Here is a 19,010-nt window from a genome sequence, read left to right as displayed (position 1 = left end):
CCTCTCGTGACCGGCCCGCCGCCCGCCCACGAGAGGGATCACCGCATGCCCGCCCTGACGACCACGGCCGACGGCTTCCTGCTGCACGGCGAGCCGTTCCGGATCATCTCCGGCGCGATGCACTACTTCCGCGTCCACCCGGACCTGTGGGCCGACCGGCTGCGCAAGGCCCGGCTGATGGGCCTCAACACGGTCGAGACGTACGTGCCGTGGAACCTGCACCAGCCGGACCCCGACGGCCCGCTGGCCCTCGACGGCCTGCTCGACCTGCCCCGCTATCTGCGGCTCGCGGGCGAAGAGGGCCTGCGCGTGCTGCTGCGGCCCGGTCCCTTCATCTGCGCCGAGTGGGACGGCGGCGGACTGCCCGCCTGGCTCACCTCGGACCGTGACATCCGGCTGCGCAGCAGCGACCCGCGCTTCACCGCGGCGATCGACCGCTACCTCGACCTGCTGCTGCCCGAGCTGCTGCCGCACTGCGCGGCCTCGGGCGGCCCGGTCGTCGCCGTGCAGGTGGAGAACGAGTACGGGGCGTACGGCGACGACACCGCGTATCTCAAGCACCTGGCCGACGGGCTGCGCTCGCGCGGCGTGGAGGAACTGCTGTTCACCTGCGACCAGGCCAACGCCGAGCACCTCGCCGCCGGAAGCGTGCCGGGCGCGCTCGCCACCGGCACTTTCGGCAGCAGGATCGAGCAGTCCCTGGAACGGCTGCGCGCCCACGTCGGTGAGGGCCCGCTGATGTGCACGGAGTTCTGGGTGGGCTGGTTCGACCACTGGGGCGAGCCGCACCACACGCGGGACGGAGCCGACGCCGCCGCCGATCTCGACCGGCTGCTGTCCGCCGGGGCGTCCGTGAACATCTACATGTTCCACGGCGGCACCAACTTCGGTTTCACCAACGGCGCCAACCACGACCACGCGTACGCGCCGGTCGTCACGTCGTACGACTACGACGCCCCGCTCACCGAGTGGGGCGACCCGGGCCCGAAGTACCACGCCTTCCGTGAGGTCATCGCCCGGCACGCCGGGGTCCCCGACGAGCCGGTCCCCGCCCCGAGTGCGAAACTCCCGCGCACCGAGGTGCAGTTGGACCGCCGCGCGCCGCTGCTGCCGCACGTCGGCGCGCTGTCCGGGCCGGTGCGCGGCGCGGACCCGCTCACGATCGGCGACCTCGGGCAGTCGGCCGGATACGCCCTGTACCGCACGACCGTGCCCACGTCCGGTACCGGCCTGCTGCACTTCGCGGGCGGTGTCGGCGACCGCGCTCAGGTCTTCGTCGACGGCGCTCCCGCGGGCGTCCTGGAACGCGAACGCCACGAGGAGACACTGCCCGTGAGCGTCCCCCGCCCCGGTGCCACGCTGGAGGTCCTGGTCGAGAACATGGGCGGCGTCAACTACGGCCCGCGGATCGGCGACCCGAAGGGCCTGCTCGGCCCCGTGTCGTTCGACGGCATCGTCCTGCACGGCTGGGACTGCCACCCGCTGCCGCTGGACGACCTGAGCGCGGTGCCGTTCGCACCGGCCGCCGCCCGGGCGTGCGCCGAGCCCGCCTTCCACCGGGGCACGTTCGAGGTGGCCGCGCCCGCCGACGCCTTCCTGTCGCTGCCCGGCTGGACCAAGGGCCAGGCCTGGATCAACGGCTTCCACCTCGGCCGCTACTGGAACCGCGGCCCACAGCGCGCCCTGTACGTCCCCGGTCCCGTACTGCGGCCGGGCGGCGGCAACGAACTGCTGTTGCTGGAACTGCACGGCACCACCGAGGCCCGCGCACTGCTCACCGGCGCGCCGGATCTCGGGCCGGTGAAGGCCTGACCGCGCCGCCGGGAGGGGCGGCGGGTCAGCCCACCGCCCCGCTGCCCCTGGCGCCTTATGCTGTGGTCCTCCCGGGCGGTCCCCGCCCGCCGTGACCCCGTCGAGGAAACTCCCGTCATGCCCCGAAGCGCCGCCGAAGGTTCCGTCCCGCCGTGGCGCAGCAGGCGCAACTTCGCCGGGGCGCGTCCCGTCATGGACGACGTGGCCGGGCTGGCGGGTGTGTCCAAGCAGACCGTCTCACGGGTGCTGAACGACCATCCGGCCGTCCGCGCCACGACCCGCGAGGCGGTCCTGGAGGCGATGCGGACGCTCGGCTACCGGCCGAGCCGCAGCGCGCGGTCGCTGGCCAGTGGACGGACCCGGATGCTCGGCGTGCTGTCCTTCGACGCGGCCCGCTACGGCCCCGCCGCCATTCTCACCGCCGTCAACACCGCGGCGCAGGAGGCCGGTTACCTCATCAGTTCGATCGCGCTGGACACGGCCGACCACGGCACGGTGGTGGCGGCGGTCGACCGGCTGTCGGCCGAGGGCGCGGAGGGCGTCATCGCCATCGCCCCGCAGACATGGGTGGGCCGGGCGCTGTCCGCGGCCGGGCTCGGCACTCCCCTGGTGGTGCTGGAGAGTCCTGTCGACGACGGCACGCCGCTGGTCACGGGTGACTCCCGCGCCGGTGCCCGCAAGGCAACCGAGCACCTGCTGGCCCTCGGGCACCGGACCGTCCGGCACATCGCGGGGCCGGCCGGCTGGACCCCCGCCGAGCAGCGGCTGACGAGCTGGCGGGCGACCCTGGAGGCCGCCGGTGCCCCGGTCCTGGAGCCCCTGGCCGGCGACTGGAGCGCCGAGTCCGGGTACGAGCGGGGCCGCCGCCTGGCCGCCGACCCGGACGTGACGGCGGTGTTCGTCGCCAACGACCAGATGGCCGTCGGTGTCCTGCACGCGCTGCACGAGGCGGGCCGCCCGGTCCCGGACGAGGTCAGTGTCGTCGGCTACGACGACATCCCGGAGGCCGCCCACCTGCTGCCGCCGCTGACCACCGTGCGCACCGACTTCGCCGAGATCGGCACCCGCTCCCTGCGGCTCCTGCTGCACCGGATCGACGCGGGCCACGAGCCGCCGCCCGCGTCGTCCGTCGTCCCGGTCGACCTCGTCGTGCGCCGCAGCAGCGCCCCGCCGCCCGCCGTCCGCTGAGCGTCACTGGCTGTCCATGCGGCGCCGGTCCTGCTCGTCCCACGCACGCGTGTCGCGCGGCTCGGTGTACGGCTCGGCCTCGGGCGGGAGCCCTCCGGCGATGGCCCGCTGCCGTGCGGTCTCCGCGTCGAACTCCAGGCCCAGCAGAATGGCCAGGTTGGTGATCCACAGCCACACCAGGAAGACGATGACGCCGGCCATCGTGCCGTAGGTCTTGTTGTACGAGGCGAAGTTGGCGACGTAGAACGCGAATCCGGCGGAGGCGATCAGCCAGATCACCAGGGCCAGGCAGCAGCCCGGTGTGATCCAGCGGAGGCCGTGCACCTTGGCGTTGGGCGTCGCCCAGTACAGGATCGCGATCATGACGGTCACGAGGATCACCAGGACGGGCCACTTGGCGATCGACCAGACCGTCAGCGCCGGGCCGCCGATCCCGAGCGCCGTGCCCACCTGGTGCGCCAGGGAGCCGGTGAAGACGACGATCAGCGCGCTGACGACCGCGAAGACCATCAGCACGACGGTGACGGCGATCCGCACCGGCAGGACCTTCCACACCGGGCGGCCCTCCGGGATGTCGTACACCGCGTTGGCCGTGCGGATGAACGCGGCGACGTAGCCGGACGCCGACCAGATCGCCAGCGCCAGGCCGACGACGGCCATGACGGAGCCGGTGCCGCCGCTGTCCCGGAGCTGCTCGACGGCGCGGGTGATGATGTCGCGGGCCGCGCCGGGGGTGAGCTGGTTGATGTTCTCCATCACCTTGTCGGTGGCCGACTCGCCGACGATGCCGAGCAGCGACACGAGCACCAGCAGCGCCGGGAACAGCGACAGCACGCTGTAGTACGTGAGTGCCGCCGCCCGGTCGGTGAGCTCGTCGTCCTTGAACTCGCGGATGCTGCCCCTGAAGACGGCCGACCAGGACCCCTTGGGCAGATCGGAGGGTTTGTCCGGCGCCGCCCTTTCCACCTGCTCGTCCGGACCGTAGTGCGGCTCGGACTCGTCGTGGTCGCGGTGCCCGCGTCCCGGTTTCGAAAGTCGGCTCATGGATGCCGAGTGACCGTCAGGACCCGAACCACTCGCGCCGGGCGGCAGGTCGCGCCGGACGGTCACCCGGCGTGCGCGTCAGGCGGCGGCGCGTTCCACGGGGATCCACAGTTCCGCGTCCGCGTGCCCGCCGTCCCGCGAGAGGTCGGCCCGCATGATCTCCGGGCCCGGCCGGCTGCGGTAGGGGTGGGACGGGAACCACTGCGTGAACACGTCCCGCCACAGGTACTGCACGGCCTCCGGCAGGGGGCCCGAACTCTCGAACACCGCCCAGGCGCCCGCGGGCACGGTCAGGACGTCCATGCCCCCGGGGGCGCCGGCGCTCGTGACGACCCCGTGGTAGTAGTCCAGCTCGGTGCCCTCGGCGCGGCCGGCGTCCAGGTTGACGCAGGCGCTCAGCAGCCCGGCGGGTTCCTGGTCCGACAGCCCGGCCAGCCGCTGCAAGGTGTCCTTGCCGATGCTCCGCACGAACTCGACGATCGCCGGGTTCATGCCCTCGTGGACCAGCGGCACCCGCGCCTTCCTGCCCACCACGGTGAACTCTTCCTTCTCCACGACCCGGTACCGCATGCCGGTACTCCCTTCGACGACGAGGCGGAAGGACATCCGGGGCTGGGCGTGCAGCGTCGCGCCGCCGCGCCTGGCCTCACCCGGGCCGACGCCGTGCACGGCACGGAAGGCACGCGCGAAGGCCTCCCCCGAGCCGTAGCCGTACCGCACGGCGATGTCGAGCAGCGTCCGCCGTCCGTCGAGCACCTCCGCGCCGGCCACGGTGAGCCGGCGCCGGCGGACGTACTCGGACAGCGGCATGCCGGCCAGCGCCGAGAACATCCGGCGGAAGTGGTACTCCGACGTGACGGCGACGCGCGCCAGTTCGGCGGCCTCGACGGTCCCGTCGAGGTGCTCCTCGATGTACTCCATGGCCGCGTTGAGCCGTTCCAGCACCCCGGTCTCCTTCCCTTGCGGCCACTGACGCTACGGAGGGGCCGGGGGCCGGACCCGACATCCTGTGCCCGCTTCGGTCGGGCCCGGCCGGGGTGCCGCGTCGTGCGCTACGCCGGTCAGCAGCCGCCGCAGTTGTAGTACAGGACGTCCCAGTGGTTGCCCTCGTCGGCGTAGATGTTGCCCGAGCCGGACCGCCACTGCGGGGCGCCGTCGCCGCGCACGCCTATGTAGGTGAAGGTGTTCTTGATGTAGTTCCCGATGCAGGTGTACTTGCTGTAGTCGAGCTTGTAGCCGTTCCAGTGCGAGTACGTGCCGGAGGCGTGGCCGACCTCGGTGCCGCCGGTGATGTTCAGCGCGCAGCCGCTGGCCCGCTTCAGGGTCTGGGCGCCCTGGGCGCTGGCGAGGTTGAGCTGCTCGAAGGACGTGCAGGTCGAGGTGTAGCGGTCGGAGCAGCCGCCCGAGGACGACCAGGTGTTGCCGACCTCGCGGAACATCGAGGTGGCCGTGGAGTGGCTGATCTTGGTGACGGCGAACGCGTCGCTCGCGCCGCCGACCACGACGACGCCGGGGGCGACGACGAGGGCGAGAGCCGTCAGGATCGAGCGGATCCTCGCCCGCTTGCGGGTCTTGGGGGACGGCGAGGCCTGGGGAGCCGTCGCAGGCATCTGAGCCTTCATGGGGGAACCTTCCTGCGGTGAACCGGATTCCTGTGGGGTGGCTGTGCAGGTGGTGCGTGCGTGCAGGGAGATGGTGCCCGAGTTCTACGCGCGTCCACCAGAGGACAAAACGGGACATGTTTTGCGCGTTTCGTCCTGTTTCTCCTGGTGCACCCGGGACGTGTCGGACATGGAAGGAGCAACGATTCATGATCACCAGAGAACAGATTCCCGCGGTCCTCGATCACCCGGTGTACGACGCCGACGGCAACAAGATCGGAGACGCCAAGCACGTCTTCCTCGACGACGCGACCGGCCGTCCGGAGTGGGTGACGGTGAAAACGGGCCTGTTCGGGACGAGCGAGTCGTTCGTGCCGATCCGGGAGGCGGCGCTCGTCCAGGACCACCTCGAGGTGCCCTACCCGAAGAACAAGGTCAAGGACGCCCCGCACGTGGACGTCGACGGTGGCGGCCACCTGTCCGAGGACGAGGAGCACCGCCTGTACGACTACTACGGCATCGACTGGGACGAGGCCTGGCAGCGGGCCAACCGGCCCGGCGAGGGCGGCTGGGCCCACTCCGGCGGGGAGCAGGACTCGGGCACGGCAGGCGCTGCGGGGGCGGCGGGCGCGGGCGACCGCACCGGGCCGGACATGGGCGAACAGGCCCGGGCGGGCTCGCGCGGCGACGACGCCATGACACGCTCCGAGGAACAGATGAAGGTCGGTGTCGAACGCCGCGAGGCGGGCCACGCCCGGCTGCGGAAGTACGTGGTCACCGAGGACGTGCAGCAGACCGTTCCGGTGCGCCGGGAGGAGGTGCGCGTCGAGCGCGAGCCGATCACGGAGGCCAACCGTGACGCCGCCCTGTCCGGCGAGCCCATCTCCGAGGCCGAGCACGAGGTCACGCTGCACGAGGAACGCCCGGTCGCGGAGACCGAGACGGTTCCGGTGGAGCGCGTGCGCCTGACGACCGACGAGCAGGTCGAGGAGGAGACCGTTCGCGGTCAGGTTCGCAAGGAGCGGATCGACACCGAGGGCGACGAAGGAGGTGAGCCCCCCACGAGGTGAAGACCCCTCACCACGCCCGTTCCGGGTCGCTCAGGCGGCCCGGAATCGCATGATAAACGCGATCTCACTTCCCTTGCAGAAGCCCGCAGTTGACCGGAAAACATTCACTCGTTCGAGGGCTGGACCCACCGAAAAAACGGTAATGCTCGAGCAGTCGACCGCACACACCGACGCCCTGGTCGCCACCAGCGCTTTCTGAGCCGCGTGGAATGCCTCTCACATCCTTTACCACGCCCGGTGTGAGGTGGTGGCGACTTCGGGACGAAATCGCGTCCTGGCGTGACTGTTCCCCAGGTCAGAACTCGGTGCGCAGCAGGATGACTAGCATGAACGCATACCCGGTCCGGAAGACCGCCGCCCTTTTGCAGGCGCTCTCCTGACCTGCGACCCGCCGTGTGCCGGTCGACCCGAATTCTCCTGCTCTCAAGGACCGAGGGACCGCGGAATGTCAGTGCCTGCACCGCCCAGTCAGCACCGGTCAGCGAAGGCTTCCCAGCCCTCTGCGGCCGTACCCCTGGCCGTGCTGGTCGTCACTGCCGCGGGCGCCGCCGCGGCGGCCCTGGCGGCGCCCGCGGACGCCCGGCCCTGGGCACCCGCCACGGCCCTCGGCGGCTGGCTCTGCATCGCCCTCGCCGTCGCGGTCGGCACCCTGCTGATCCGGCGCGCCCGCCGGTCCGCGGCACGGCAGTTCGCCGAAGCCGGCCACTTCAAGGCCCAGTCGGCCCACCTGTCCGCCGAGACCGCCCACCTGGTGAACGTCACGCTGCCCGCCGTCGCCAAACGGCTGCGGGACGGCACGCGCGCGAGTGACGCCCTGACGGCCGTGACACCGCCGACCGACCCGCAACTGCGCCAGGTCGTGCACACCTTCGCCTCGGTCGTCGAGGAGGCCGTGCAGCACGCGACGGCCCTGGACACCGAACGCCGCCAGGCCCGCGAGGAGCTGAACCAGACCGTCGCCGAGCTGGAACGGCTCACCACCGAGACCCTGCCCGCCGGGGTGGCCAAGCTCCGCGACGGGCAGTCCGCCGACACCGTGCTCGCCGAACTGGACTGGCCCCGCACCCCGCTGCTGCGCGCGCCTGCCGAATCGTTCGTCCGCGACATCGCCCGCAGCGAGCGGCGCGCGGCAGCCGCGCAGGCCGCCTCGGCGAATGCGCTCAGCCGCGTGCAGGCGAAGGCCGTCAGCATGCTTGCCGACCTGAGGGAGATGCAGGAACGGCACGGCGAGGAGGTCTTCGGCGACCTCCTGAAGCTGGACCACAGCACCTCGCAGCTCGGCCTCATGACGGACCGCCTGGCGCTGCTCATGGGCGGCCGCTCCAGCCGCGCCTGGAACAAGCCGATCGTGATGGAGAGCATCCTGCGCGGCGCGGTCGGCCGCATCGCCGCCTACCAGCGGGTCCGGCTGCACTGTTCGACGAGCGCCGCGATCTCCGGCTTCGCCGCGGAAGGCCTCATGCACCTGCTCGCCGAGCTGATGGACAACGCCGCCAACTTCTCCCCGCCGATCGACGAGGTCCATGTCTACGTCGAGGAGCGCAGCGCCGGCATCGTCGTCACCATCGAGGACAGCGGCCTGAGGATGGCCGACGCGGCCATGCGGCGCGCTGAGCAGGCGGTGTCCGGCCGCATGACCGACCTCGCCTCCCTCCAGGGCACACGGCTGGGTCTCGCGGTCGTCGGGCGGCTGGCGGTCAAGTACGGCATCAGCGTCAACTACCGGCCGTCGTCGCGCGGCGGCACCGGCGTCGTCGTCCTCGTCCCGCCGCAACTGCTTGCCCAGCAGCGCGATCCGGCCCCGGTGCGGACGCCGCGCCGTGCCGCCGTCGCGCCGCCCACCCCGGGGCCCGCGCCCGCCGCGGCCGAGCCGCCCGCGGCCCTGCCCGAACCCGCCGCGGGTCCGGCGGCCGTGGAACGCCCCGCCGCCCGGGTGGAGCTGCCCGAGCAGGGCGAAGCGCACCGGCGCCCGCACGGGTCCACCCCGAACGGCCTGCCGGTGCGCATGCCCGGCCGCACGATGGCCGAGGCCGAACGCGAACGCGAGCGGCGCCGGGACACGGACGCCGGGTCCGCGCAGGACGGCACGGCCGACCGGGCACCCGCCCCGGCGCGCGACGCGGGCTCCCGCTTCGGCGCCTTCCACCGCGGGCGCCGGTCCGGCGGCGCGGGTGCCCGGCCCGAGACCGAACCCGGGCCGCCGACAGCGCCGTAGGCCCAGACCCTCCCGTACGGCGCCCGGGCCCCGGCGCCCACTTCCCCCGCTTGAGCACGTGAGATTGGAGGAACGGGCCGGTGACCGGTCAGCCGGGCACCACCGTCCCATCACCCACCATGCAGACCACCGACAACAGCCTCACCTGGCTTCTGCAGAGCCTCCTGGAGCGCACCCCCGGCACCCGGCACGCCCTGGTCCTGTCCCGGGACGGCCTGAAGCTGTGCTGGACCGAACACCTGTCGCTCGACCAGGCCGACCAGCTGGCGGCGATCTGCTCCGGCATCCAGGCCCTCGCCCAGGGCGCCTCCGTCGAGTTCGGCGACGGGACCGGCGGCGTACGCCATTCCATGACCGAGTTCCACGGCGGCCTGCTGTTCATCGTGGAGGCCGGCCGGGGCGCGCACCTGGCGGTCGTCGCCGAGGAGAGCGCCGACCCCGGCGTCGTCGGCCACCAGATGACCGAGATGGTCGAGCAGATCGGGGAGCACTTGCGGGCCGAGCCACGCCAGCCCGTACCGGGGAGTGCCGGCTCGTGACGCGCAGGCCCGTGGACACCGGTGTTCCCGACCGGCTCTACACGGTCACGGGCGGGCGAAGCCGCGCCGACGACGCGTTCGACCTGGTCACGCTCGTCGTCAGTGAGTGCGAACCCACGGCCGGGATGCAGTCGGAGCACGCCCGGATCCTCGAGGTGTGCCGGCATCCGGCGGCCGTGGTGGAGATCGCCGCGGAGCTGAAGCTGCCGATCACCGTGGTGCGGATCCTGCTCGGCGACCTGCTCGCCACGGGCCGTATCAGCGCCCGCCACCCGCGCACGGCGAAGTCCGCCGCCTCGCTCCCCGAAACCGCCCTTCTGAAGGAGGTGCTCCATGGGCTCCGCAACCTCTGAGCTGCCCTCCCACCGCACGCCCCTGGACGACGCCGCAGAGACCGGCCTGAAGATCGTCGTCGTGGGCGGTTTCGGAGTCGGCAAGACGACGCTGGTCCGCTCGGTCAGCGAGATCCGGCCGCTGAACACCGAGGAGGTGATGACGCAGGCCGGTGTCGGCGTGGACGAGACGAGCGGGGTCGCGTCGAAGACGACCACCACGGTGGCGTTCGACTTCGGGCGGATCAGCCTCAACGAGCGCATGGTGCTGTACTTGTTCGGTGCGCCGGGGCAGGAACGGTTCTGGTTCCTGTGGGACCGGCTGTTCTCCGGCACGCTGGGCGCGGTCGTCCTCGTGGACACGCGCCGGATGGACGACTCCTGGTACGCTATAGACCGGCTGGAGCACCACCGCACGCCGTTCGTGGTGGCCGTGAACCGCTTCGACGACGACACCGCCCGGTACTCCCTGGACGAGATCCGCGACGCGCTCGCGCTGCCCGGGCACGTGCCGCTGATCGACTGCGACGCGCGGCTCAGGCAGTCCGGGAAGGACGTGCTGATCACCCTCGTGGACCACCTCTACGAACTGGCCATGGCCCAGGAGACGACACCGTGACCGACACCGGAACCCCTTGCGCCGACGCGGCTCCCCCTGGCTGCCCCGCCCACGCGGGCGCGGTGCGCCTGGGCGGTCTGGAGTACCAGCAGACGCCCTCGCAGCTGTACCGGACGCTGCGCCGGGAGCACGGCGCGGTCGCGCCGGTGCTGCTCGACGGCGACATCCCCGCCTGGCTGGTGCTCGGCTACTCCGAGGTGGGCTATGTGACCAGCCACGACGAGCTGTTCGCCCGGGACTCGCGCCGCTGGAACCAGTGGCCGAACATTCCCCCGGACTGGCCGCTGCTGCCGTTCGTCGGACACCAGCCGTCGGTGCTGTTCACCGAGGGCGAGGAGCACCGGCGGCGCGCCGGGGTGATCACCGAGGCGCTGGAGGGCGTCGACCAGTTCGAGCTGGCGCGCGACTGCCGGCACATCGCCGACCAGCTCATCGCGGCCTTCTCGGGCAGCGGCCAGGCGGAGTTGATGAGCGCGTACGCGCACGCCCTGCCGATGCGTGCCGCGGTGCAGATGTGCGGGATGCCGCACGCCGGCACGGACACCCAGCAGCTCATGGACGACCTGCGGATCTCCCTGGACGCGGCGGAGGGCGACGACCCGGTGGCCGCGTACGGGCGGGTGGGCGCGCGGCTGGCGCGGCTGGTGAAGGAGAAGCGGGAGCGGCCGGGTCCGGACGTCACCTCGCGGATGCTGCTGCACCCGGCGGGGCTGACCGACGAGGAGATCGTCCAGGACCTGGTCTCGATCATCGCGGCGGCGCAGCAGCCGACGGCGAACTGGATCGGCAACACGCTGCGCCTGCTGCTGACCGACGAGCGGTTCGCGCTCAACGTGTCGGGCGGCCGGCTGAGCGTGGGCGAGGCGCTCAACGAGGTGCTGTGGCTGGACACGCCGACGCAGAACTTCATCGGCCGCTGGGCGGTGCGCGACACCCAGCTCGGCGGGCGGCGGATCCGGGCCGGTGACTGCCTGGTGCTGGGCCTGGCCGCCGCCAACACGGACCCGCAGATCTGGCCGGAGGCGCACGTCGGCGCGGAGAACTCCGCGCACCTGTCGTTCAGCAACGGCGAGCACCGCTGCCCGTATCCGGCGCCGCTGCTGGCCGACGTCATCGCGCGTACGGCCGTGGAGACGCTGCTGGAGCGGCTGCCGGACCTGGTGCTCGCGGTGGAGCCGGAGGAGCTGACCTGGCGTCCGTCGATCTGGATGCGCGGGCTGACGGCGCTGCCGGTGGAGTTCACGCCGGTGGTGCAGTAGCCGGTGGCGCGGTAACGGTGGGCGGGCCCCGGTGTGCGGGGGCCCGTACCGGGAGGCGGCGGGTCAGCCGGTGACGGTGGTGACCGCGGTGATCGGTGTGAAACGCACCGGCAGGGACTGCGGTCCCCGCGTGAACACGCCCTGTTCGACCGGCTCGAAGCCGTCGGCGAGCCGCATGTCGGGCATGGCGTCGAGGAGCTGCCCGACGCCAATCTCGACCTCGGCCTTGGCGAGCAGGGCGCCCACGCAGAAGTGCCGGCCGAGGGCGAACGCGAGGTGGTCGGCGGCGGCGGAGAAGGCGGTCGTGGTGGTGAGGTCGTCGCGGAAGATGTCGAAGCTGTCCGGATTCCGGTAGCGGCTGCCGTCCCGGTTGGCGGCGCCGATCAGGCAGGTGACGGTGGCGCCCGCGGGGACGGTGCCGCCGCTGAGCTTCACCTCGGTCGCCGACTGACGCATGATCATGTGCACGGGCGGTGTGCAGCGCAGCGTCTCGGCGAAGGCCCGGGGTATCAGACCGCGGTCCTCGCGGACGGCGGCGAGCTGGTCGGGGTGCGTCAGCAGGTTCGCGAAGACACTGGCGATCGCCTTGTCCGTGGTCTCCCCGCCGGCGGCGAGCAGCAGGCTGCAGAACGCCTTGATGTCCTCGTCGCTCATCTTGACGCCGTCCACCTCGGCCGCGCACAGCGTGGACAGCAGGTCGTCGCCGAGGTTGTCCCGGCGCTCGCGGATGATCGGCAGCATGTACTCGGCGAACTCCACCCGGGTCCGCTCCCCCGCCGCGGTCACCTCCGGGTCGCCCGAGAGGTTGCCGAGGAAGGCGATGACCGAGGTGTACCAGCGGTGGAAGCGGGCGTGGTCGGCCTTGTCGAGGCCCAGCATGTCCGCGATCACGTTGACCGGGAAGCGCGTCGCGTAGTCGGCGACGAGGTCGGCGGAGCCGGTGTGCCGGAAGGCGTCGACGAGTTCGCGGGAGTTGCGCTCGACGACGGGCAGGAACTTGTCCTGGAGGTCGCTGCCGCGGAAGGCGGGGGCGACGAGCGCACGGCGTACGGCGTGCTCCCGGCCGCTGAGCTGGAGGATCGTCCTGCCGTGCACCGGCTCGATCTGCCAGTCGTAGTTGTCGGTGGTGAACTCGCCCGCCTTGTCCTTGAAGACACGTTCGACGTCCTCGTACCGCGAGATGATGTAGCTCTGCGTGGCCTCGTGCCAGATCAGGGGGGCGGTCTCGCGCATCGTGCGGTAGGCCGGGTAGGGGTTGGCGGCGAATTCGGGCGAGAGGATGTCGGGGACCGGCTGCGCGGTGGACATGGGACTCCCTGAATCGAGTAACAGGCTTGTCCCACAAGGTAGTTGATCATCCGTCGGGCAGGACAGGGGATCCCGGCCGGCTGTTGAGGAATGGACGGTCCTTGGCCGAAAGCGCGTGGTCGTCCGGTGGTTCGGGGCTGCCGTCCGCGTGCCGGCCGGGCGGGGCGGGTGTCCTCGCCGGCCGGCATGCGGACAGGTGTCGAGACGGTCAGGACCTGGCGCAGGTGCCACCGTTCAGGGTGAAGGTGCTCGGGCTGCGGTTCGTGCTGCCCTTGGCCGCCGTGAAGCCGAGGGTGACCGAGCCCGCGGCCGGGATGGTGGTGGTGTAGGAGGCGGGGGTGACGGTCACCGTGCCGCCGGACTGGGCGGGTGTTCCGCCCCACATGTTGGTGATCCGCTGCCCGTCGGGGAAGGCGAAGACCAGGGTCCAGTCACGGACCGGGGCGGTGCCGGTGTTGCGCAGGGTGATCTCGCTTTGGAAGCCGCCCGGCCATTCGCCGACGACGCGGTAGCCGACGGAGCAGGTGCCCGGTGTGCCGCCACCGTCCCCGTCGGTGGTGACGGTGACCGTCGCGGAGCGGGCCGAACGGTTCCCGGCGGCGTCGCGTGCGTAGACGGCGAAGGTGTACGTCGTCGCGGCGGTCAGGCCGGACACGGTGGCCGAGGTGGTGGTGGAGGCGGCGACCGGGGTCTCCGCGCCCGCGGCGACGCGGACGACGTCGTATCCGGTGACGCCGACGTTGTCGGTGGCGGCCGGCCAGGTGAGCGTGACGGAGGCCGCCGTCACGGACGGTGCGGTGGGGGTGCCGGGAGCGGTCGGGGCCCGGGTGTCGGCCTGGCCGCCTCCGAAGATCTCGGCCTCGCGCGAGGTCGCGGCGATGCCGTTGGTGCCGTGGAAGATGCGCTGCCCCCACGAGCTGAGCCGCTTCGGGTCGAAGCCGATGGCGAGGTCGAGGACCGGGTCGGTGTTGCCGCTCCAGGACCAGGCCAGATAGCCGAGGTCGAGCCGCTCGGCGGCGGCCAGCATGGTGTCCTCGTCCGGGTCGCCCCACTGGTCGGCGGGACCGCCGAACTCGCCGATGACGATGGGCAGGCGCGCGTTGACGAACGCGTTGAGGTAGTCGTTGATCTCCTGGGCGGTGTCGAAGACGCTGTACATGTGGATCGAGAAGATCAAGTTGCCCGTGGGGTCGGCGTCGTACACCGACTGGGCGTTGGCCCGCATGACGCCCTGCCAGTCCTGGCCCCAGTTGGGCGCGTCCACCATGATCGTGTGCTGGAAGCCCGCCGCGCGCAGCTTCTTGACGGAGGCGATGGTGGGGGCGGTCCAGCCCTCGGGATTCGTGTTGCCCCAGGGCTCGTTGCCGATGTTGATGACGACGTAGTCCTCTTGACCGGCCAGTACATCCTTGAGGCCGATCCAGTAGTCGGCCGCGTGGTCAAGGGTGCCGGCGGCGGCCTCCTCGCCGTAGCCGGTGGTGTCGTGCACCTCCAGGACGCAGATCAGCCGGTTGGCCTTGCAGCGGTCGACGACGGCCGCCACGTCGGCGGGGCTGTTCTCGGTCCAGCGGTGGCCGTCGGACAGGACGACGCGGACGGTGTTGGCGCCCAGCGCCTTGATGTCCGCCCACGACTGCGTCTGCGTGGTGTACCAGGTGTGGGCGTGGTTGACGCCGCGCATGACGAAGTCGTTGCCGTTCGCCTCCAGCAGCCGGCCGTTGCTGATGTGCAGGCCGGTCGCCTGGGTGCGGGGCGGTTCCGCGCCGGGTGTCTCCACGGCCCGGGCCGGGCCGGCGCCCAGGGCGCCGAGGCCGAGCAGCACGGCCAGAGCGACCAGGGCGGCCAGGGCGGCACGGACGGCCGGTGGGGACGCGGCGGGGGTGGGCGGTGTCGTGCCTGTCGTCGTTCTCACTGCGCCTCCATGGGGGTGAGCGCCTAGGAACTGAGCGTCGGACTGAGCGTCGATCGGGTGTGGGAGCGCTCCCATGAAGCCATCTCGCCACGAACACGTCAACCCGTCGGGCAGTTGTCGATGGGGCGAATACGGCGGGGGCGGCGGCCGGGGGGAGGGCACCGGCCGCCGCGGCCGGCTCAGGCGTGCGCCACCGACCCGGCGGTGGAGGCTGCGGAGAGTGCGCCGTGTGCGTGGCCGGGGCACCGACTCCGGGGTCAGCAGCACCGGCCGGCGGCCGTCCACGCCCACCGGGAGGTCCCCGTCAATGACGACGCGGCGCAGGGTGCGCTCGTGGTCGTCGGAGTCGTCCACGCCGTAGCGCTGCGTGGCGCGGTTGTCCCAGATAGCCACGTCACCGGCGCGTCACGGTCGGCGGACGGTGTTCTCGGGGCGTTCGACGTGTGACTGCAGGACACCGATGAGGTGGGCCAGTTCCTCGGCGGAGGCGTTCGGGCGGGCGGCGTGCCCCTTGCGGGTCTCACACCGCGTGCCCCTGCTCCCCCAGCCACCGCAGCACCGCGCTCTTGTCCGCCGGGGTGATCCGGGCGGGGCCTGCCACGTCCGGGCCCTCGTCCTCGTTGAAGGCCGTGTCCGTGATCCGGGCGGTGACCCAGTGGGCGAAGTCCCGGGCACTGTCGGCCGGCAGTGATCCCTTCCGCCAGCCCTCGCGGGCCCGGTGCGCGGCGTCGGCGTCGTGGTGCTGCGTCTCGTCCAGCCAGATCGGCACGAGGCGTTCCACGACCCGCGCGTCGTCGGGCGGAGGCGTCGAGGGCGTCGTGTGCTGTTCGTCGTCGGTCATGCCGCCCGGGTTTCCAGGAAAGCCCACGTCATGTGGCACACAGTGCCCGCAGGCCCGGCCCGCTGCGAGCGGCGCGGGGCCCCGCGCGCGTCATGGGCTGCCTGTACGCAGGAGTGCGCCGACGGCGTGCGGAGGTGACGGGAGCGGGGTGTCGGGGAGGTGCAGGGGCAACTCCCGGCCGGGCTCGGGGGCGGGAGCGGGGGCGGGAGCGGGAGCGGGAGCGGGAGCGGGAGCGGGAGCGGGAGCGGGAGCGGGAGCGGGAGCGGGAGCGGGAGCGGGAGCGGGAGCGGGAGCGGGAGCGGGAGCGGTAAATGATCGTTTCCCGGGCAGACGGGCGCAAGTGATCTTCGTTCCGGTCGAACCGAGAGGACTGATCGCCTTGGCCGCCTTCCAGCGCCGGACCCGCACGACCCACCGCGAGCGCCCCTTCGACCTCCGCGCGACGGCCATGTTCTTCGCTCTGCTCGCCGTGCTCGTGTGCATCGCGGGCTGGCTCGGGCGGGCGGCGGCGCACGTCGCCGAGCGGCACCCCGCCTGGGCCGTCACCCTGCTGGTCCTGGTGCCGTCCGTCGCCGTGGCGGGCAGGCGCGGACACCGCAGGTTCTCCGCGGCGAGGCTGGCGCGCCGGACCGGGGCGGCCCTCGAAGAGGCGACGACCACGGCACTCGACGCCCTTGAGGCGGAGCGCGCGGCCCCCGCGCCGGACGCGGTGGGTGAAGGAGAGGAAGTCCACGGAAGGGCCGTGCTCGCCGGGACGGTCGGGGTACCTGAGGCATCCGGCGCCGGGGAGCCGGGCCCGCCGCGGCGCGGCGAGGCCGAGACGGTCGTCCTCGCCGGTGACCTGGCCGCGGCGGTCGTCTCCCCGCGCGAGCCGGCCGAGGCGGTCGGCACGCCCGCCCTCGCCGACTACGGCGCTCTCAGCCCGGCCGGCTTCGAGCAGGCGATAGCCGCCCTCTGTGCCCGGGACGGCTGTCCGCAGGTGGAGGTCGTGGGCGGCGCGGGAGACCTGGGCGCCGATGTGCTGGCGACGACGGCGGACGGCCGGCGGGTGGTGATCCAGTGCAAGCGCTACACCGACGACAACAAGGTGGGCTCCCAGGAACTGCAGCGTTTCGGCGGCACCTGCTTCACCGTCCACGAGGCGGACGTGGCCGTCGTCGTCACCACCGGCGACTTCACCGTTCCGGCGACGGAGTACGCCGAGCAGTGCGGAATAGTGTGCGTGGGCGGGCGGGAGCTGCGGGCGTGGAGCGACGGCGCGATGGCGCCGCCGTGGGCCTCCTTCCCCGCCGACGCGGACGCGGGCGCCTGACCCGCGGCGCGGCGGCCGGTCCCGCAGGGCCGCCGAAGAGGATCGAGGGCCCCGGGACGGGTTGCCGTGGGTGCGGAGCCGCTCAGCGCTGGTACGGCTGCTGGTGCGGCTGCCCGTACGTCTGACCGCCCTGGCCGCTCGCGGCCTGCGCCTGCAACTGCTCCGCCTGTTCCCCGGTCACCTGCTGCTCGGCGCCGCAGAAGGTGCACTGCGTCAGGTACTTGGTCGAGAACGGGAACAGCGGCACGAAGAACAGGGTGAACTTGGTCACGCGCTTCTTGAGCGTGTGCGCGGCGGGGTTGCCGCACTGGCCGCAGACCAGCGTCAGTATCGCCAGCTGGTACAGATACCCCTTGGTACCGAAGATGATCATGTGGTGGTCCCTTCCCGGGTCGGCCTGCCGATGGGCGACCGCGAGCGTCGAACACCGGCCCCCGGGTCCAGTCTCCACCACACCACGCACGGCCGGAAAACGCGGTGCGCCGCCGCGTCCCGCCGCACGTCGGGGACGGGGCGGCCCGGATGACGTGGAGTGGCTTCGGCCACAGGGCCGGCGTCTCCCGCCTCGTCCTGGGCACACGTCATCGGTGATCCCGGTCGACTTCCTCTTCGCCCTGCTCGGCGCCGGCGCGTTGTGCGCGGCCGTACTGCCCCGTCTCGTGGCGGGCAGACCGCTGTCCCTGCCGCTCGTCTTCCTCGTCTGCGGAGTGCTCGTCCAGCTGCTGGGGGCGCCGCTGCCGGACATCGATCCCGTCGCCGACCGGGTGTGGGTGGAGCACCTCACCGAGGTGTGCGTGATCATCTCCCTGATGGGCGCCGGGCTCGCGCTGAACCGTCCGTTCGGCCGTCGCAACTGGCGCGCCACCTGGCGGCTGCTCGGCATCACCATGCCGCTGACCGTGGCGGCGGTGGGCGTACTGGGCTGGGCGGTACTGGCCTGGCCGCCCGCCGCGGCCCTGCTGCTGGCGGCCGTTCTGGCGCCCACCGACCCGGTGCTGGCCTCGGAGGTGCGGGTCGGGGCGCCGACCGACTCCGAGCACGACGAGGACGAGGTGCGTTTCGCCCTGACCAGCGAGGCCGGGCTCAACGACGGCCTCGCCTTCCCCGTCGTGGCGGCGGCGATCGCGCTGGCGTCCGCCGCGGGCGCGGGCCTGTCCGGCGGCTGGATCGGGCACTGGGCGCTGGTCGACCTGGCGTACAAGTGCGTGGTCGGCGTGGGCGCGGGGCTCGCGGTCGGCGCGCTGCTCGGCTGGCTGTTCTTCCGTGCCGGCCGGCGTGCGATGCGGCTGTCCGAGCACCGGGAGGGCTTCGTCGCCCTGGGCGCCACGTTCCTCGCCTACGGCGTGACCGAGCTGGCGCACGGCTACGGATTCCTGGCCGTGTTCGTCACCGCCTGCCGCATCCGCTCCGCGGAACGGGCCCACGGCTATCACACCGTGCTGCACGACTTCGTGGAGCAGGTGGAGCGGCTGCTGACCGCGGCGCTGCTGTTCCTGCTCGGTGTGTTCGTCGCTCAGGGCGGTCTGGCCCCGCTCCCCCTCGCGGGCGCGGTCGTCGGTCTGCTCCTGCTGCTGGTGGTCCGGCCGCTGACCGGCGGGCTCGCCCAGTTCCGCACCCCCGCCGGGCCCCGCGAGCGCGTCGTGATCGCCTTCTTCGGGATCCGCGGCATCGGCTCGCTGTTCTACCTCGCCCACGCACTCGGCATCGAGGACTTCCACGTGCCGGCCGGTGAGCTGTGGGCCGTGGTGGCCTTCACGCTGCTCGTCTCGGTCGCCCTGCACGGTGTGACCGCCTCACCCGTCATCTCCCGGCTCGACCGGCTCCGCGCGCTGCGGGTCCGGTCCGGCCTGCGGGCGGGGCGGGAGCCCGGGGAGGACGAGATCGCGGGTGAGCGGTTGTGAGGGCATGGGAGCGGGTTGCCGGTCCTCCCGGACCGGCGACCCGTTCCCCTCTCCGCC

At 72.5% G+C, this 19,010-nt stretch carries 17 protein-coding genes; 10 read left to right on the top strand and 7 right to left on the bottom strand.

The features are described 5' to 3' along the window. The first annotated feature begins 45 nt into the window (after positions 1 to 45). Both AB0M97_RS11760 and AB0M97_RS11755 read left to right on the top strand, forming a co-directional pair. Positions 46 to 1,812 (top strand): beta-galactosidase, encoded by a 1,767-nt coding sequence (locus tag AB0M97_RS11760; RefSeq protein ID WP_365960631.1) that lies wholly within the window; start codon positions 46 to 48, stop codon positions 1,810 to 1,812. A 117-nt stretch (positions 1,813 to 1,929) separates the two neighbouring features. Next, a complete protein-coding gene (locus tag AB0M97_RS11755) occupies positions 1,930 to 3,000 on the top strand; it encodes a LacI family DNA-binding transcriptional regulator (RefSeq protein WP_365960630.1) in 1,071 nt (356 codons plus the stop codon). Positions 3,001 to 3,003: 3 nt separating this feature from the next. Here the strand turns inward: AB0M97_RS11755 and AB0M97_RS11750 are convergent, their stop codons facing one another. From AB0M97_RS11750 to AB0M97_RS11740, 3 genes are all read right to left on the bottom strand, one after another. Further along, positions 3,004 to 4,044: a YihY/virulence factor BrkB family protein gene (locus AB0M97_RS11750; protein WP_365960629.1), complete on the bottom strand. Its 1,041-nt coding sequence runs from the start codon at positions 4,042 to 4,044 to the stop codon at positions 3,004 to 3,006. 78 nt (positions 4,045 to 4,122) lie between these two features. Next, complete coding sequence (locus AB0M97_RS11745) at positions 4,123 to 4,989, bottom strand: AraC family transcriptional regulator (protein ID WP_365960628.1); 867 nt, start codon at positions 4,987 to 4,989, stop codon at positions 4,123 to 4,125. Between the two features lie 116 nt (positions 4,990 to 5,105). Further along, positions 5,106 to 5,654: a hypothetical protein gene (locus AB0M97_RS11740; protein WP_365960772.1), complete on the bottom strand. Its 549-nt coding sequence runs from the start codon at positions 5,652 to 5,654 to the stop codon at positions 5,106 to 5,108. A gap of 200 nt (positions 5,655 to 5,854) precedes the next feature. Between AB0M97_RS11740 and AB0M97_RS11735 the strand changes: the two genes are divergently transcribed. From AB0M97_RS11735 to AB0M97_RS11710, 6 genes are all read left to right on the top strand, one after another. Beyond that, positions 5,855 to 6,715 (top strand): PRC and DUF2382 domain-containing protein, encoded by an 861-nt coding sequence (locus AB0M97_RS11735; RefSeq protein WP_365960627.1) that lies wholly within the window; start codon positions 5,855 to 5,857, stop codon positions 6,713 to 6,715. A gap of 445 nt (positions 6,716 to 7,160) precedes the next feature. Further along, complete coding sequence (locus AB0M97_RS11730) at positions 7,161 to 8,930, top strand: ATP-binding protein (RefSeq protein WP_365960626.1); 1,770 nt, start codon at positions 7,161 to 7,163, stop codon at positions 8,928 to 8,930. Between the two features lie 119 nt (positions 8,931 to 9,049). Then, entirely contained in the window at positions 9,050 to 9,469 is a 420-nt protein-coding gene (locus tag AB0M97_RS11725) for a roadblock/LC7 domain-containing protein (protein WP_365960625.1), read from the top strand. Then, positions 9,466 to 9,822 carry a DUF742 domain-containing protein gene (locus tag AB0M97_RS11720; protein ID WP_365960624.1) on the top strand — a complete coding sequence of 119 codons (357 nt, stop codon included), beginning with the start codon at positions 9,466 to 9,468 and terminating at the stop codon, positions 9,820 to 9,822. Before AB0M97_RS11725 ends, AB0M97_RS11720 begins: the two co-directional genes overlap by 4 nt. Continuing rightward, complete coding sequence (locus tag AB0M97_RS11715; RefSeq protein WP_365960623.1) at positions 9,803 to 10,420, top strand: ATP/GTP-binding protein; 618 nt, start codon at positions 9,803 to 9,805, stop codon at positions 10,418 to 10,420. The genes AB0M97_RS11720 and AB0M97_RS11715 overlap by 20 nt, the downstream gene beginning before the upstream one ends. Further along, positions 10,417 to 11,679: a cytochrome P450 gene (locus AB0M97_RS11710; protein ID WP_365960622.1), complete on the top strand. Its 1,263-nt coding sequence runs from the start codon at positions 10,417 to 10,419 to the stop codon at positions 11,677 to 11,679. The genes AB0M97_RS11715 and AB0M97_RS11710 overlap by 4 nt, the downstream gene beginning before the upstream one ends. 63 nt (positions 11,680 to 11,742) lie before the next feature. Here AB0M97_RS11710 and AB0M97_RS11705 read toward each other — a convergent pair whose 3' ends face one another. The 3 genes from AB0M97_RS11705 to AB0M97_RS11695 all read right to left on the bottom strand — a co-directional run bounded on the left by AB0M97_RS11705 (position 11,743) and on the right by AB0M97_RS11695 (position 15,740). Next, the gene (locus tag AB0M97_RS11705; protein WP_365960621.1) at positions 11,743 to 12,987 is read right to left on the bottom strand and encodes a cytochrome P450; all 1,245 of its coding nucleotides are present in this window, start codon (positions 12,985 to 12,987) and stop codon (positions 11,743 to 11,745) included. Positions 12,988 to 13,195: 208 nt separating this feature from the next. After that, positions 13,196 to 14,833, bottom strand: a complete 1,638-nt coding sequence (locus AB0M97_RS11700; protein WP_365960771.1) for a cellulase family glycosylhydrolase — start codon at positions 14,831 to 14,833, stop codon at positions 13,196 to 13,198. A 586-nt stretch (positions 14,834 to 15,419) separates the two neighbouring features. Then, positions 15,420 to 15,740: a hypothetical protein gene (locus tag AB0M97_RS11695; RefSeq protein WP_365960620.1), complete on the bottom strand. Its 321-nt coding sequence runs from the start codon at positions 15,738 to 15,740 to the stop codon at positions 15,420 to 15,422. A gap of 340 nt (positions 15,741 to 16,080) precedes the next feature. Between AB0M97_RS11695 and AB0M97_RS11690 the strand changes: the two genes are divergently transcribed. Continuing rightward, positions 16,081 to 17,052, top strand: coding sequence for a restriction endonuclease (locus AB0M97_RS11690; protein ID WP_365960619.1), 972 nt, complete (start codon positions 16,081 to 16,083; stop codon positions 17,050 to 17,052). An 82-nt stretch (positions 17,053 to 17,134) separates the two neighbouring features. Here the strand turns inward: AB0M97_RS11690 and AB0M97_RS11685 are convergent, their stop codons facing one another. After that, positions 17,135 to 17,425, bottom strand: coding sequence for a zinc-ribbon domain-containing protein (locus tag AB0M97_RS11685; protein WP_365960618.1), 291 nt, complete (start codon positions 17,423 to 17,425; stop codon positions 17,135 to 17,137). Positions 17,426 to 17,639: 214 nt separating this feature from the next. Here AB0M97_RS11685 and AB0M97_RS11680 point away from each other — a divergent pair, with 214 nt between their 5' ends. After that, a complete protein-coding gene (locus AB0M97_RS11680) occupies positions 17,640 to 18,953 on the top strand; it encodes a cation:proton antiporter (protein WP_365960617.1) in 1,314 nt (437 codons plus the stop codon). Positions 18,954 to 19,010: the final 57 nt, after the last annotated feature.

Source organism: Streptomyces sp. NPDC051207 (genome assembly GCF_040682395.1).
Lineage (GTDB): Bacteria > Actinomycetota > Actinomycetes > Streptomycetales > Streptomycetaceae > Streptomyces.
This window is presented reverse-complemented; position numbering and strand designations above follow the sequence as displayed.

What these genes read in the sequence shown, in the direction of transcription:
- AB0M97_RS11695 (WP_365960620.1), bottom strand. Translation starts at nt 15,740, where the DNA reads ATGACCGACGACGAACAGCACACGACGCCCTCGACGCCTCCGCCCGAC.
- AB0M97_RS11740 (WP_365960772.1), bottom strand. Translation starts at nt 5,654, where the DNA reads ATGCCTGCGACGGCTCCCCAGGCCTCGCCGTCCCCCAAGACCCGCAAG.
- AB0M97_RS11755 (WP_365960630.1), top strand. Translation starts at nt 1,930, where the DNA reads ATGCCCCGAAGCGCCGCCGAAGGTTCCGTCCCGCCGTGGCGCAGCAGG.
- AB0M97_RS11705 (WP_365960621.1), bottom strand. Translation starts at nt 12,987, where the DNA reads ATGTCCACCGCGCAGCCGGTCCCCGACATCCTCTCGCCCGAATTCGCC.
- AB0M97_RS11725 (WP_365960625.1), top strand. Translation starts at nt 9,050, where the DNA reads ATGCAGACCACCGACAACAGCCTCACCTGGCTTCTGCAGAGCCTCCTG.
- AB0M97_RS11750 (WP_365960629.1), bottom strand. Translation starts at nt 4,044, where the DNA reads ATGAGCCGACTTTCGAAACCGGGACGCGGGCACCGCGACCACGACGAG.
- AB0M97_RS11685 (WP_365960618.1), bottom strand. Translation starts at nt 17,425, where the DNA reads ATGATCATCTTCGGTACCAAGGGGTATCTGTACCAGCTGGCGATACTG.
- AB0M97_RS11715 (WP_365960623.1), top strand. Translation starts at nt 9,803, where the DNA reads ATGGGCTCCGCAACCTCTGAGCTGCCCTCCCACCGCACGCCCCTGGAC.
- AB0M97_RS11760 (WP_365960631.1), top strand. Translation starts at nt 46, where the DNA reads ATGCCCGCCCTGACGACCACGGCCGACGGCTTCCTGCTGCACGGCGAG.
- AB0M97_RS11735 (WP_365960627.1), top strand. Translation starts at nt 5,855, where the DNA reads ATGATCACCAGAGAACAGATTCCCGCGGTCCTCGATCACCCGGTGTAC.
- AB0M97_RS11730 (WP_365960626.1), top strand. Translation starts at nt 7,161, where the DNA reads ATGTCAGTGCCTGCACCGCCCAGTCAGCACCGGTCAGCGAAGGCTTCC.